The 14,252-nt window shown below is 60.5% G+C and carries 11 protein-coding genes; 8 read left to right on the forward strand and 3 right to left on the reverse strand.

The genetic code is table 11. The features are described from left to right. Positions 1-8: 8 nt before the first annotated feature. Positions 9-2,429, reverse strand: coding sequence for a glycoside hydrolase family 95 protein (locus tag P0D73_RS34125; protein ID WP_408318274.1), 2,421 nt, complete (start codon positions 2,427-2,429; stop codon positions 9-11). Between the two features lie 936 nt (positions 2,430-3,365). Then, positions 3,366-4,118 (reverse strand): tetratricopeptide repeat protein, encoded by a 753-nt coding sequence (locus tag P0D73_RS34130; protein ID WP_408318272.1) that lies wholly within the window; start codon positions 4,116-4,118, stop codon positions 3,366-3,368. Positions 4,119-4,263: 145 nt separating this feature from the next. On the opposite strand from P0D73_RS34130, the gene P0D73_RS34135 reads away from it, so the two are divergent. From P0D73_RS34135 to P0D73_RS34150, 4 genes are all read left to right on the forward strand, one after another. Further along, a complete protein-coding gene (locus P0D73_RS34135; RefSeq protein WP_408289139.1) occupies positions 4,264-4,518 on the forward strand; it encodes a hypothetical protein in 255 nt (84 codons plus the stop codon). 373 nt (positions 4,519-4,891) lie between these two features. Continuing rightward, the gene (locus P0D73_RS34140; RefSeq protein WP_408289142.1) at positions 4,892-5,671 is read left to right on the forward strand and encodes an alpha/beta hydrolase; all 780 of its coding nucleotides are present in this window, start codon (positions 4,892-4,894) and stop codon (positions 5,669-5,671) included. Between the two features lie 371 nt (positions 5,672-6,042). Then, positions 6,043-6,666, forward strand: coding sequence for an FMN-dependent NADH-azoreductase (locus P0D73_RS34145; RefSeq protein WP_408434856.1), 624 nt, complete (start codon positions 6,043-6,045; stop codon positions 6,664-6,666). A 409-nt stretch (positions 6,667-7,075) separates the two neighbouring features. Then, positions 7,076-8,116, forward strand: coding sequence for a LysR family transcriptional regulator (locus tag P0D73_RS34150; protein ID WP_408289150.1), 1,041 nt, complete (start codon positions 7,076-7,078; stop codon positions 8,114-8,116). 219 nt (positions 8,117-8,335) lie between these two features. Here P0D73_RS34150 and P0D73_RS34155 read toward each other — a convergent pair whose 3' ends face one another. Further along, positions 8,336-8,863, reverse strand: coding sequence for a MarR family winged helix-turn-helix transcriptional regulator (locus tag P0D73_RS34155; RefSeq protein ID WP_408318268.1), 528 nt, complete (start codon positions 8,861-8,863; stop codon positions 8,336-8,338). 342 nt (positions 8,864-9,205) lie between these two features. Here P0D73_RS34155 and P0D73_RS34160 point away from each other — a divergent pair, with 342 nt between their 5' ends. The 4 genes from P0D73_RS34160 to P0D73_RS34175 are packed head-to-tail and all read left to right on the forward strand — an operon-like array spanning position 9,206 to position 14,238. Then, positions 9,206-10,468, forward strand: coding sequence for an amidohydrolase/deacetylase family metallohydrolase (locus tag P0D73_RS34160; protein ID WP_408318267.1), 1,263 nt, complete (start codon positions 9,206-9,208; stop codon positions 10,466-10,468). Between the two features lie 31 nt (positions 10,469-10,499). Then, positions 10,500-12,899, forward strand: coding sequence for a xanthine dehydrogenase family protein molybdopterin-binding subunit (locus P0D73_RS34165; RefSeq protein WP_408318265.1), 2,400 nt, complete (start codon positions 10,500-10,502; stop codon positions 12,897-12,899). Further along, positions 12,896-13,723 (forward strand): FAD binding domain-containing protein, encoded by an 828-nt coding sequence (locus tag P0D73_RS34170; RefSeq protein WP_408318263.1) that lies wholly within the window; start codon positions 12,896-12,898, stop codon positions 13,721-13,723. Before P0D73_RS34165 ends, P0D73_RS34170 begins: the two co-directional genes overlap by 4 nt. Then, on the forward strand, positions 13,720-14,238 hold the full coding sequence (locus P0D73_RS34175) for a (2Fe-2S)-binding protein (RefSeq protein WP_408179632.1): 519 nt from the start codon (positions 13,720-13,722) through the stop codon (positions 14,236-14,238). Before P0D73_RS34170 ends, P0D73_RS34175 begins: the two co-directional genes overlap by 4 nt. Positions 14,239-14,252: the final 14 nt, after the last annotated feature.

A 14,252-nucleotide genomic window follows, 5' to 3' on the forward strand; every position in this document is an offset into this window, starting at 1 on the left:
TGGGGAGCTCAGGAAACCGGCTGCAGGTTGCCGTCGAATCGTGCCGTTCCGTTTTCCCTTACCGACGCGGCTCGCACCACGTTGCCGTATTGCAGTGTGGTTCGCGTGCCGCCGACGCTGACGAGCTTCACGGACGACAACACGCCGCGGTTCCATTTGACGTCCACCGCAAATCCGCCCTTCGCCCGCACGCCCGTGACATGCCCCGTGCTCCATTGCGACGGCAGCGCGGGGAGCAGCGTGATGCGATCCATCCTGCTTTGCAGCAGCATTTCCAGTATTGCCGCCGGACCGCCGAAGTTCGCATCGATCTGGAACGCCGATGAGTTGCTCGACAACGCATACGCGTCGAACATGTTGGCGAACGTGCCGCTCACGCCGTCATTGCCCACCGAATAGCGCAGCAGCTTTGGGATCATCGAATAGCAGTTGGCGGCGTCGTGGAAATGCGCCCAGCAGGCGATGCGCCATGCGAGCCCCCAACCGAACGAGTCGAAGCCGCGTGCAAGCAGCAGCGCCTTCACGCCGGCCACGAGCTTCGGATCGCTGTCGAGCGTGATGCGCTCGCCTTCGAACCAGCCGATCAGCGGCGACAGATGCCGATGCCCCGTCTCGCCGACGATGCTGTCGCTCATCCATTCCTGAAGCTGCCCTGTCGTGGGACTCACCTTCGGCAGATAGAGCTGCGCCTTCATGCTCCCGATCGAGCGAGCAAAATCCGCGTCCTTGCCGAGCAACTGGCTCGCGGTCAGATAGTTCGTGAACAGATCCCACACGAGTTCCTGCGCGTAGGTGATCCCGAGCTGCTGATGCGGTCCCTGCTCCGGTGACCAGTCCTTGTCGTCAATGAGCAGACCCGTCACGGGGTCTCTGATCAAACGCGCCTGCCAGAACTCGCACGCGGACTTCATTACCGGATAGATGCGGGCGAGATACGCCTTGTCCAGCGTGTACTGGTAGTGATTCCACAGCGTGCGGCAATACCAGGCGCTCGCGGGCGGACTCCAGTCCCAGCCTATAGAGCCGTAGATGCCCGTCGAAATGGCGACCGTCCAGCCCGCGACGTTGCCGTTCGAATTGCTGTAGTTCACGTTCGCGGCATCGTTGAAGTGATTCTTCGTCGACTGAACCCACGACGGCAACTGCCCGGTGACGTAATCGGCGAACGGTTGCTGGCACTCCGGCAAACCGGCTCGATCGGCGAGCCAGTAGTTCATCTGGATGTTGATGTCGGTGTGGTAGTCGGCCATCCACGGCGGGTTGTTCGTGGTGCTCCACAAACCCTGCAGATTCGCCGGCATCGAACCGCGTGACGACGAGATCGTGAGATAGCGTCCAAACTGCACGTACATTGCTTCGAGCTCCGGGTCGGCCGCGTTGGGATTCACCTGACGCGCCAGCAACCGCTCCGGGATCGTCAGTGCCCGTTGCGCATCGCTCGACCTGCCGAGATCGAGGTCCATGCGCCCGAAGAGCGAACGATAGTCGCGCACGTGACGCTCGAGCAGTTCGCGGTAACGCAGGGACGCGGCGCCCTTCACGTCAGCGATCACTGCACCGCGCGGATTGACGCCCGTCAGATAGTTTTCGACGTAGCGCCCGTTGTAGTCGGTGCGCGCCGCGATGATGATCGTGAGCGCCGGACAACCCTGAAGAGTGATCTGTGCGTTGGCCGAGTCGAGCGAAGCGACGCCCGCATCTGGAACGACCAGCATGTAGGTCGTGTACAGCTCGCCACTGCCGCTGACCGCGCCCGAGAACGACAGCGCGTGGTTCGATTCACCGATGATTTGCGTCCCCTGCCCGTCGACCAGCGACACCGCGCCGTTATAGGTGCCGCCGTCGGACGTGAGCCGCACGACGATCACGTTGTCGGGGAAGCTGCTGAAGATCTCGCGCCGATAGGTTTTGCCGCCAACGCGGTATTGCGTGCGTACGATCGAATTGCTGATGTCCAGCGAACGCTGGTAGTTCGTGGCGCCGGCGTGACCGGGCAGATCGATGTAGAACTTGCCGAGCGACAGGTAGGTGCCCATCCCCGTCGTCGTGTAGGCCGGATCGACAACGTTCTTGCTGCCCGACCACAACGTGATTTCGTTCAGGTAGAGCACCTCACGTTCGCTCGCGCCGCCGGCCATCGCACCGAGTCGTCCGTTCCCGACCGGCAGGCCTTGAAACTGGACGCTGGACTCGACAGCAGGCGAGTCGTATCGGAACAGCAGTGCCTGATCGGTGGGAACGCGCGCCGAATCCGCCTGCGTCGAAGCGTTGGCTGAATCGAAAGTATCGGATGGAACTGAAGAGGGATCGCCGGTCGCACCGGGCGAGGAAAGAGTTGCAGCGCCAGCACGTGCTGCAACCGGGAGGATGACAGCAGCACTGCCTAACTTCAGCAGCTTGCGACGCTTTGGACTGGTGGGAATTTTCATCGTCTCTCCTGCTAGGAAATTATGCTGAATCCACCTATGAATATTTAGTTCAAATATGCACGCGTAAGGATTCGTCAGACATTAGGTTTTTCCCCTAATACCGCGTTGCAAATGGTGGGATGAAGATGCGGGCGATTTGATGTTGCTGTGGGATGTCTGCGGATCGGAATTTGGTGAAATTTAGGAAACCGTATTTTTTATGGCATACGGGACCGCGTGCGGATAAAGCGGTCATTTCAGTGGGTAACGATACGTTTCTACGCAACCCAGTCCGGCTAGTTCCCGACACAAATCCTTGGTTCTCTTAAGCGAATTAACTGCTGCTCCGCCGACTTACGTTTGGACGGCTGGCAGTCCCCGACCCGTCAGAAATGGGACAGCGTTATCGGTATGACCGGTTGCCGCGCGTGTAGATCACGCATTGATATGCGAGCACGCAAAGTAGCCCCAAGCTCGCGAACAAACGAACGCGGCCGGCCACTTGCCCATGCCGACAATTCCGCTCTGTTCCCGCGAGAGCCGTCCGTCGTGTGGGGGCAGAGGTGGGGCAAAAATCCGCCCCAGACGATAAAGGCCTTATGGACATTTCCGAGCACGGCGTCGGTGAACGCCTCGCTGGTGAACTGGCTGCCCTGACCGGTGCTGACGAATTCAGGCCGCCCGTCGTAGATTGGTGCACCAGGCATCTGACAGAAACCGTCACGGAGGATTAACAGCCAGTCTCGAGCATGAGAACTCTGGAATCAGGGAAACCTCATCGGGCTCCCATACGCGAAGCACTCGCGTCATCCATATCGCTCGCGAACAGCGGCTTACGCGCAGACCGTATGAACCGGTCGTTTCGAATCTGTCAGGTTTAATGGGGCCTTCGGCAGGCTTCGGCCCGGACTGAGCCCGCAGCCAAAGGTCTGCCGCTCTCAAGCGGGCGCCCGTGGATTATCGGCTTAGGGCGGCCTGGGCCCGTTGCAGCCACTCGCTGTTATGTTCGCGGGCGTGGCGTGGCCAATGCCTGGCATCCTGCACAATCTCGGCGTAAAGTTCGCGCGCACGCTGGTGGTCAGCCTCGTCTGGCTGCACCGCTAACCAATCGGCGTAGAGGCAACGCGGTGCAGCGTCTCTTGCGCTCGCGAGCGCAATCTCGAACGCGGCGCGTGTGCCTGGCGCGCCAATCGCGTCCAAGGCCCGTGCATACAGCAAGGCAGGCTCCGGCTGCCGACGGGTGAGAGGATGGGCGGCGAACAGTTTTTCCAGTGCGTCCTGCGCGGCCGAAGCATTGCCGTTGGCAAACTGCGCACGCGCCAGCCCTTGGAGTAAAGCCGGATCGGATGAGAACGGCCCGCTGGCCGCCGCCTGGTAATGCTCCAGGGCTTCGGCGGCATTTCCTGCATCGAGCAGCGCTGCGGCCAACCGCATGCGATGCGCGACGGTCGGCGCGCGATCGAAATCAGTGCGCGCCCCGCGCACCGCTCGATTGGGATCGACAAGCTGCGAGATGACCCTCGTTGCCGCCCTTGCCCCACGCGACTGGCGCAGGGAGGGCAAGTAAATGACAAAGAGGTAGACCGCACTGCCAAGGCCAGGGAAAAGAAACAGGATCAGCAGCCAGTACATGTTCTGCTGAGTGCGCACGGCATGCACCGCAAAGAACAGGGCGATGATGACGTAAAGGCTGATTCCGAAGATGCGCATTTACGAGAAGGTCAGTTGTGGGGCGTTGCCGAGGGTACGTCAGCGAAACGGCTGAGCGCTATTGTGACAGAAACACGCTGCCATATCTGGTAGCTCAACGGCACCCTTCCCGCCACCTGGCACTTAGCCCGGCCCGCGGCAGCGGATGCCCCGCATCATCGCTCCCCGCCGTCTTTATTGGGCCGGGAGGCCTGCGATGCGCGTCGTCCAGGCTCTCTATTGGCTCAACGATGCCTTGGAAGACAACAGGGACCGGATTCGAAAGCGTCTAGGACCGGTTTTTTCCAACCCCGTTTACGGCTGTGAAATTAAGCGGGATTTGAAAGATGGCTTTTCCCGTTTGACCATCTGGATGCAAAAGTTCTTGCAGCCCATACCCGACTTTCTCCACGTCGGCTGACGAGACGATGCAGCAGCGCCACACCGGCATATAGCCGTGCAGCCGCAAACTAGCCCGCCCATGGACCCAGCCCGCAATGGCATGCTTCACACGGTCTCGCGTCAAGCGTCTATCCGCAAATCGCAACGGGATCCTTTTTCGGCGTTCTCCGACGGTCTCGCGTCGCGGCACATTTGACGCCATAAAAAAAATTGCAGCGAATGGAATGTTTGCTCCGAGCCTGTGTTTGCACCTTCGTACACCAGAATCCAGCGCCCGCTTGCAGTCGGAAGCATCGACCGGATGATTGACTGGGTATGGTTCGTCTATCGACTCGCCGCAGCGGCTGAGCGAAATCCGCGAATCTCATCCCTCACTATCTCGGAGAAGTCTCATGAAGTTGAATTCGTTTGTCCTCGCCGGTTTCGCCTGCGCCACGCTGCTGAGTGCAACGACATCATTCGCGCAGGACAGCACCGCCGCCCCGTCCGCACCGATCAAGAACGTCGTGCTGGTTCACGGACTGTTTGCAGATGGTTCAAGCTGGGGGAAAGTGATCCCGCTGCTGCAGGCAAAGGGCCTGCACGTTACGGCGGTGCAGAATCCGACGACCTCGCTCGACGCGGACGTGGACGCGGTCAAGCGCGCGCTTGCGCAGCAGCAGGGCCCAACGCTGCTGGTCGCGCACTCGTACGGCGGGATGGTGATCAGCCAGGCTGGCGATGATCCGAAGGTGGCCGGTCTCGTGTACATTGCCGCGCGTGCACCGGATGCCGGCGAGGACTATCCGGCGCTGACGAAAAAATTCCCGGCCGCGCCCGCATCGGCGGGGCTTCAGTGGTCGGACGGCTACGGCGCGCTGTCTGAGCAGGCATTTCTGAAAGACTTTGCCGGCGATCTGCCGACGGCTGAAGCAGAAAAGTATTATGCGGTTCAGCAGCCCATCGGCAAGGCGATCACGATGGCGAAGACGACTGTCGCCGCGTGGCACGACAAGCCAACGTGGTATGCGGTGTCGACTGAAGATCGGACCATCAACACCGATCTGGAGCGCTTCATGGCGAACCGGATGCACGCGCATACGATCGAGCTAAAGTCGAGCCATGTGTCGCTGCTGTCGCATCCGACTGAAGTGGCAAATCTGATCCTCGAAGCGACCGGTGAGCAGAAGTAAGGCGGTGCTCGCATCGGCGTATAGAGCGCGAGCGGTCAATTAGGCGGTGGCATATCGATCGACCGGCCGACCGTCGTCGGGGCGATGTGCGAAGTTCGCCACAAGGCCTTGAACGATCGTTCGCGTGGTGGGTAACGTCTACCCGCCCAGCGTTATTGAACTGGTGTCGTGCACTCCGTAGACTGACTTCATGTCTTCGCAAGAGCAATTGTGTCCAATCAAACGCCGTCCCATTCGCGGGGGGCGTTATTCCAGACGCAGGCCGACCGCTATGGCCCGGCATGCGTGGACCACTCGGTGCAAGACATAAAGAAACAAGGCATTCTGCACTCACCCCTATTGTTCACACTTTCGCATCAGGGTCACGCATCATGCGTCTATTAAACATCGTGTCTTCTCCTCGTGGCGCCAAGTCAGTCTCAATCTCTGTCGCTAACGCGTTTCTCGATGCGTATGGTAAGGCTACTCCTTCGATTGAGATCGACACCTTGAACGTCTGGGACGAAAACTTGCCTGACTTTGACCGTCATGCGATTGGTGCAAAGTACAAAGGAATATCAAAAGAGCCGATGGATAGCGCCGAATTGTCGATCTGGATTCGGATACAGTCTCTTGTGAAGCGTTTTCAACAAGCCGATCGGATAGTGGTCGGTGTCCCGATGTGGAATTTTGGATATCCCTATAAGCTGAAACACCTGATTGATCTTGTCAGTCAGAGGAACATGCTGTTCACCTTCGATGGCGAAAGATACGGCCCAATGCTGAAGATCCCGAGGGCCCTCGTCATCTATGTTCGCGGACAGAGCCACGATAGAGGTGCGGGTATCAGTAGCCCAGGGTTTAAACATCAAGCCGATTACATCGATTTCTGGCTGAAGTTCATCGGTGTGGATGAAGTTAAAAGCCTGATGGTGGAACACACTTGGGATGCTAAGGGACCGGAAACTATCGAGCAGGGGAAAGCTCGAGCGATTGCGATGGCCGCAGATTTCTAATCGTGCTAACACAGCGTACCCGCAAGCGCCTGTTTGTTTAGCGACTACAGCACCTTGAAAATGTTCTGGCGAGACGGTCGACGCTATCTACCGGATCGTCCTGTTCGCCGCCCTATTCTTCGTGTTGCTTGTGTTGCGCTTTTGGCGTCTGGCCGCCTAATCACCGGTCTCGGTCGCTTGGTAAAGCTACGCTTTTCCTGACACGGCGGTGGTCCGCTATCGACACCACCTGTCTGGTCTTGGGCCGACAGTGCTCGCCTCGGTATGGCATCGATCGTGGTCGCGACAGTTTGCCAACGAGACATTTATAGTCGGGGAGGCCGGTCGAGTTTCCGGACAAATCCGCGACCGCGGCAAGCGCAGCAGCAACGAGTAGTGTGTTGACCGTCCACTTAAATCTGAGGGTTTTATGGACACATTGCAAAAAATGCGCGCGTTCACGCGAATCGCGGTGACCGGCAGCTTCACTTCCGCTGCCAGGTCGCTCGATACGACGACCGGAGTCATGTCTCGAGCGGTATCAGAACTCGAAGCCCATCTGCGAACCCGCCTGCTGAACCGTTCGACGCGACGTCTTGCCCTCACACCGGCTGGCGAGCGATATCTGCAAAACTGTCAACAGATCCTAGCTGACCTCGACATTGCAGAAGAGGAGGCTCGCAGTGCGCACGAACGCCCTGCCGGCACTTTACGGATGTTCAGCCTGGCGAGCATTGGACAACACTATGTGCTGCCGGCGATCTCGAAATATCGTGCCCAGTACCCGGAAGTTTCGGTCGAACTAACCTTGTCGCAGAGTACGCCGGATCTGTTCGGTGGCGGCAGCGATGTTGCCGTCGTCGTAGCGCCGTCTCTTTCTGACTCGGAGATGGTGTCGCACCTGCTCGGCTCGACGTGTAGCATCCTGTGCGCATCGCCGGACTATTTGCGCTCGCGCGGCACTCCGCGGCAACCGGGCGATCTGGCGCAGCATGAATGCCTGACGCTGAACACGCCTGGCTTTCCGGAGCGCGAGTGGTTACTCGAAGGACCTGACGACAGCGAATTGCTACAAGTCAGGGGCCCGCTGCAAGTGAATATCGCCGAATCGCTTGTTGTCGCAATCCGCGAAGGCATGGGCATCGGGATGCTGCCGTTGTATGCCGCAGTCGACGGTCTGCGCAACGGCACGCTAGTTCGCGTGCTACCCGATCGCACGCTGCAGAAGATGAACATTTACGCACTTTACGCTTCACGCAAGTTCACCGATGCGAAGGTACGCACGTGGGTCGATCTCCTGCGCGCCCACTTGCCAGGGGTCATCGCGCGCGACAAAGCGATGCTTGCCAGCTCGAGGGCGATGAAAGACCGAGATGGACACCAAAGCTCTTTATGCTTGCCGCAAGCGCCCACTTCGCGCGGCTACCTGCGATCAGAACAGCAACGTGAGGTCCAGCAGCTTCCACCTTAGATCGCATGAAGACAGTCTGAACGAACGGAACCACCTCTAAGGGAGTCGACGGGCACTACGCTGTGTATACATTTCGAGCTGGAATCTTCCAGGTCATGCTGCCCGTGGTGGTTCTATAACGTGCGCTCATCGCCCTTCCTCAAAACTGCGGATCCATTGACAAAGGAATCTGACCTCGACAAAGACAAGTGGCAACCGAATTTCTCACGTTGTCCACCACTAACCCTCCGGCAACCTCAACGGCACGACGGTCCGCTCATTATTGGCCTCCACGAGCCGGATCATTTGCAACATGAAGAAATCGCGCTCTACAGATGACAGATGCTCGATCGTTCTGTCGTGCGCGCGTTGCACGGCCGGCGCCATTTTTGCCACGAGACGCTTGCCCTGGGCAGAAAGCCGTACGAGCCTAAGGCGTTTGTCGTGCGCAGCCTGCTTTCGGTTGACGAGGCCGCGCGCATGCAACCTCGGAATCACTTCGGCCACGCTCGAACGTTCAAGGCCGATCTCGATAGACAGCGTGTTCTGGTCAATTTCGCCTAGCGCTTCAAGCGTGGTCAGCAAGCTGTATTGCACGGGCGTGATATTGAACTCGCTAGTCTCTTCGGCGAACAACGACCCGTGAATCTGATGCAGGCGCCTGATCAGAAAACCAGGCCGCCCAAACAATGGGGATCTTGCCTGCAGCCGCTCAAGCTCAGCACGGGTTGTTTCGAGGTCCATTTCCGGAATGATCAAGGTCGACATGGTGCGGTCTCTGGCGTGACTGGTGAACTGACGTAGACGCGCGAACCGCGCGCTCAATGGCAGCATTCTATGCGAACGACGTGCCCCGTTTCAAATGCGCGGCACACCACACAATTCACCAAAAAATAGCACTGGGCAAGAATCCGGTGCACATCCGCCTCAGAGTCTTCATTTTGGTGCGAAGTCGCTCGGGAAAATCCGTGGTATGGCACACATCTGTTGGCCATATCGACGGTTTCTCATTGATGCAAAAGGCTTTTCCGAATCATTGAAGCAACGGATTCAAACCGGCACAGTATTTGCGGTACACCACGCATCTCGTCCCGGAAACGCACACAAAACATGTCCCAGCTTCTACTTCAAGGTGGCCGCGTGATCGATCCGGCCGCCGGCATCGACGCCACGCTCGACGTTCTCGTCGACGGCAAGTCGATCGCCGCGATCGGTGCCGGGCTCGTCGCCCAGGCGCCGTCAGCCAAAATCATCGATTGCCGCGGCCGGCTGGTGCTGCCCGGCCTGATCGACACACACGGCCACGTTTATCAATACGTGACCGGCCGCTTTGGCCTGAATGCCGATCAATGCGGCGTGCACTCCGGCGTGACGACCATAGTCGATCAAGGCGGAGCGAGTTGCATCACGATTCCGGGCTTTCGCAACTTCGTCGCCGAGCGCGCCGCAACCCGCGTGTTCGCCTTTATTTCGGCCTATCTCGTCGGCGGCCTCGAAGGTCATTACTATCCCGACCTGTACCGTCCCGACTGTCTCGATGCGGCAGCAACCGTCAAGTCAGCGCTCGCCAACGCCGATCTGGTCAAGGGTATCAAGGCGCATGCCGAGATCGGCGGCTTCGCGCGCTGGGGACTCGACGTGATGAAGATCGCATCGAAAATTGGCCGCGATGCTGCCTTGCCAGTCTACATTCACTTCGGACAGCTCTGGCCCAAGCCGGAGCTCGGCGGCATGCCGGTCAATCCCGACTCGATTTTCAATCAGGTCGTCGAGACCCTGAAGCCCGGCGATATTCTCGCGCATCCGTTCAGCCGGCATCCGGGCGGGTTTGTCGAGGAGAACGGCCAGTTGCATCCGCTCGTTCATGAAGCGGTCGCACGCGGCCTCAAGATCGACGTCGGTCACGGCTCGCACTTCAGCTTCAAGACAGCTCGCGTCGTGCTCGACAGCGGCGTGATCCCCGACACGCTGGGCGCGGACATGCATGGATACAACACGCATGTGCCCTCGCCTGCGGGCACGCCTGACAGCCATCCCGACGAAGAGCACTCATTCCTCGGCCGCACGCAGTTCAGTCTCGTCAGTGCGATGACCAGCATGCTGGCGCTCGGTCTTCCTCTCGATCACGTCGTTGCGATGACGACCAGCCATGCCGCGAAGATGATCGGCATGGACGGTGAATTGGGCACGCTCAAGGTGGGCGGCGTCGCTGACATCAGCGTGCTGGACGACCGCCGTGGCCGTTGGGTGCTCGAAGACAACGAAGGCACCCAGGTGATCACCGATCGCATGCTTGCACCGCTTTTCTGTGTACGCGATGGCGTCCGCTATGACGCCAATGCGTCCCAGTTGCCGCTCGCGCGAGCGGCGTAAATCCGACCCGGCTCTCTTCACGAGGCAAACGATGAAACGTGCAGTCACAGTCAAGTCGCCGGACCGGCCGCAGGGCATCGGCGTATCGCTGCCGCGCAAGGAAGACGACCGCTTCCTGCATGGCCGCGGCGAATATGTCAGCAATATTCGCATGGTCGGAATGGTCGACGTCGCGTTCGTGCGCAGCCCGATCGCACATGGCCATATCGTTGGAATAGAGAAGCCGGCCGGTCTGGAAAAATCCGTCTACACGCTGATTGATCTCGACAATGTGAAACCGATCGTAGCGAATTCGGGGTTGCCGGGTTTCAAGCCGTCCGAACAGCCCGTACTCGCCAGCGGCAAGGTGCGGCAGGTGGGCGAAACCATTGCGATGTGCGTCGCGGCGACGCGCGCTGCCGCGGAAGACATCGCAGCGCAGGTGTTCGTAGACTTCGAAGAACTGCCCGCTGTCGTCGACATGCTCGACGCTCGCCGCGAAGGCTCCGCACTCGTGCACGAGCATTGGGGGGACAACGTCTTCCTCGAAGCCTTTGTCGATGCGAAGCCCGACGTCGACCTCGAAGCGATCCGCCGCGATGCGCCGATCAAGGTCCGCCGCAAGCTACGCACCTCGCGCCAAAGCATGGCGCCGATGGAAGGTCGCGGCGTCGTCGCACACTGGGATAGACGCCTCTCTCAGCTGATCATCCACACGTCGGCGCAGATGCCGCACATCACTCGTACGGGCCTCGCGCATTGCCTCGGTCTCGATGAGGGCCAGGTCCGCGTGATCGCGCCCGACGTCGGCGGGGGGTTCGGCTACAAGGGCATCCTGTTGCCGGAAGAAGTCTGCTGTGGCTGGCTTGCGATGCATCTGGAGAAGCCGGTCCGCTGGATCGAGGATCGCCGCGAACAGTTGACGGCCAATGCCAACTGCCGCGAGCACGACTACGACATCACCGCGTATGCCGAACTCGACGGCCGGCTTATCGCCGTCGAGTGCGAGGCTAGCGTCGACTCAGGCGCTTACTCGTCGTATCCGTTCTCCGCGTGCCTCGAGGCCGCGCAAGTGGGCAGCATTCTGCCCGGCCCATACAAGATGGATCGCTATCGCTGCCGCACCTGGTCGGTCGCGACGAACAAGCCGCCCATCCTGCCGTACCGTGGCGTGGCTCGTACCGGCGTGTGCTACGCGATCGAATCGGTCATGGATGCAATCGCCGTGGAAGCCGGCATCGAACCCTACGAAGTGCGCCTGCGCAATCTCGTCGAACCGCACGAAATGCCGTACGACAACATCACCAACAAGCACTTCGACAGCGGCAACTATCCGGAGGCCGTACGGCGGGCCATCGCCGCCATCGATCTTCCCGCGATACGCGCGCGTCAACGGCGCGGCGAACCCGATGGTCGCCGGATCGGTTTCGGTCTCGCGGTCTTCTGCGAGCAAGGCGCACACGGCACCTCCGTCTATCATGGCTGGGGTATTCCGATGGTGCCGGGCCGCGAGCCGGCCGTCATTCGCCTTACCCCCGACGGGATTCTCGAAGTGCGGGCCGGCGTGCATTCGCACGGTCAGAGCATGGAGACGACGCTTGCGCAGATCGCGCACGAGGTGCTCGGCATCGATACGGAACGCGTACGCGTCGTACTTGGCGACACCGGTGTGACGCCGTATTCGACCGGCACATGGGGCTCGCGCTCGATCGTGATGGCTGGCGGCGCACTAGGGCAGGCCTCGAAGGAACTCAGACAGCGGATGATGAAAATCGGCGCATGGCTGCTGAAGGAGCCGCTCGACGCCGTGCGTTGGGAGCACGGCGCAGTTGTCGGTGCGGAAGGCCGCTACACCATCGCCGACATTGCGCGAACGTGGTATCTCGCGCCACAACTGCTGCCGCCCGACGTCGATCCGCGCGGCCTGGAAGTGTCGACGTCGTATCAGGCTAAACGCGATACCGGCACGTTCAGCTACGCGTGCCATGCGGTCGTAGTTGCCGTCGACACACAACTCGGCAAGACCGAAATTCTCGATTACGTGATCGTCGAGGACGGCGGCGTGCTGATCAATCCGATGGTCGTCGATGGGCAGGTATTCGGCGGTGCAGCGCAGGGAATCGGCACGGCCCTTTACGAAGCGATGCCGTACAGCGAGGACGGCCAGCCGCTTGCCTCTACCCTCGCCGACTACCTGCTGCCCGGCGCCACGGAAGTCCCCGCTATCCGTATCGAACACATGGAAACGCCCGCTCCGTACACCGAATTCGGGCAAAAAGGCATCGGCGAAAGCGGCGCGATCGGTTCCCCTGCCGCGATCGCGAATGCCGTCAACGATGCACTGCGGCCGCTCGGCGTTCAGGTCGACCAGTTGCCGATCTCGCCGCGTGTCATTGTCGAAGCCATGCGATCGGCAACGCCGGCTCGCGCCGCCAAGGGGATGCCAGCATGAAAGCCGCGATCTACGACTATGCAAAGCCCGTTACCGAAGATAGCGCGATCGCGCTGGTTGGCGCCAGCGACGGAATGGCGAAGTTCGTGTCCGGTGGCCAGTCGCTTGGCCCAATGATGAATCTGCGGCTCACGCAACCCGAGACGCTGGTCGATCTGCGCGGTATCGCGGCGTTGCGTGAATGCGGCAACGAAGGTAACAGGACGCTGATCGGCGCATGCGTGACGCACGCGGAGATCGAAGATCGCAAGATCGACGACGGTACACAGGGATTGATGCCCTACGTGGCGCGCGGCATCGCGTATCGCGCGGTGCGCAATCGCGGCACACTCGGCGGCAGTCTCGCTCATGCCGATCCGGCTGCCGACTGGATTAACACGATGTATGCACTCGACGCGGAATTTCTCGTCGCGGGCCCGCATGGGACCCGCTCGTTGACGGCGGCCGGCTGGATGAGCGGCGCGTTCACGACCGCGCTGAAGGCCGACGAGATTCTCACCGGCGTGCGCTTTCGGCGCCTGTCGCCTGCCGCGCGCTGGAGCTACTACAAGTTCAATCGCAAGCCCGGCGAGTTCGCGGAAGCGATTGCGGTCTTCATCGACGATGCGCCGGCCGGCGTTTGCCGCGCCGTGATCGGTGCAATCGACGGGCCGCCGCATTTGATCGAGAACGCGCGCGCGTTGCTCGACAGCCCCAATGCAGCGCTGCTCGATCCGCATCTCGACGCAGCGGGTCTCGAAACCGGGAGCTACGAATACCAGGTGCATCGCGTGGCGCTTGAACGGGCTGCCGCAATCGTCCGCGAAAACAGGAAGCAGCAATGACCGATATCCTCACTCAACGGATCGAACTCCGGATCAATTGCGAGCAGGTGTCGGCCGCTGTCGAACCGCGCACGAGTCTCGCGGATTTCCTGCGCGAGCATCAGATGCTGTGCGGGACGAACCTCGGTTGCGAACAGGGCGTGTGCGGCGCGTGCACGCTGATGGTCGACGGCATGCCGACCCGCTCGTGCATCACATCGGCGGTCTCGTGCTCGGGTTCCGACGTGCAGAGCATAGAAGGCTTCGACGGCGACGACGTGATGAACGAACTGCGCACCGCCTTCACAGCAGAGCACGCGTTGCAATGCGGCTACTGCACGCCGGGAATGCTGGTGACGGCACGCGATATCGTGACCCGCCTGCCCGACGCAGACGACGACCGCGTGCGCCTCGAACTGTCGGGCAACCTGTGCCGGTGCACCGGCTATGTCGGTATCGTGCGAGCGATCCGGCGCGTACTGGATGCGCACCGGGCGAGTCAGCGTGCACCGCTCGCCGCGACTGCAGCAACCTGATCCCCTAGTCTCAA

The sequence above is a fragment of the Paraburkholderia sp. RL18-101-BIB-B genome (assembly GCF_046026985.1).
Lineage (GTDB): Bacteria > Pseudomonadota > Gammaproteobacteria > Burkholderiales > Burkholderiaceae > Paraburkholderia.

Coding starts and splice junctions, on each gene's coding strand:
- P0D73_RS34130 (WP_408318272.1), bottom strand. CDS start 4,118: ATGCGCATCTTCGGAATCAGCCTTTACGTCATCATCGCCCTGTTCTTT.
- P0D73_RS34145 (WP_408434856.1), top strand. CDS start 6,043: ATGCGTCTATTAAACATCGTGTCTTCTCCTCGTGGCGCCAAGTCAGTC.
- P0D73_RS34150 (WP_408289150.1), top strand. CDS start 7,076: ATGGACACATTGCAAAAAATGCGCGCGTTCACGCGAATCGCGGTGACC.
- P0D73_RS34135 (WP_408289139.1), top strand. CDS start 4,264: ATGCCCCGCATCATCGCTCCCCGCCGTCTTTATTGGGCCGGGAGGCCT.
- P0D73_RS34160 (WP_408318267.1), top strand. CDS start 9,206: ATGTCCCAGCTTCTACTTCAAGGTGGCCGCGTGATCGATCCGGCCGCC.
- P0D73_RS34165 (WP_408318265.1), top strand. CDS start 10,500: ATGAAACGTGCAGTCACAGTCAAGTCGCCGGACCGGCCGCAGGGCATC.
- P0D73_RS34170 (WP_408318263.1), top strand. CDS start 12,896: ATGAAAGCCGCGATCTACGACTATGCAAAGCCCGTTACCGAAGATAGC.
- P0D73_RS34140 (WP_408289142.1), top strand. CDS start 4,892: ATGAAGTTGAATTCGTTTGTCCTCGCCGGTTTCGCCTGCGCCACGCTG.
- P0D73_RS34125 (WP_408318274.1), bottom strand. CDS start 2,429: ATGAAAATTCCCACCAGTCCAAAGCGTCGCAAGCTGCTGAAGTTAGGC.
- P0D73_RS34175 (WP_408179632.1), top strand. CDS start 13,720: ATGACCGATATCCTCACTCAACGGATCGAACTCCGGATCAATTGCGAG.
- P0D73_RS34155 (WP_408318268.1), bottom strand. CDS start 8,863: ATGTCGACCTTGATCATTCCGGAAATGGACCTCGAAACAACCCGTGCT.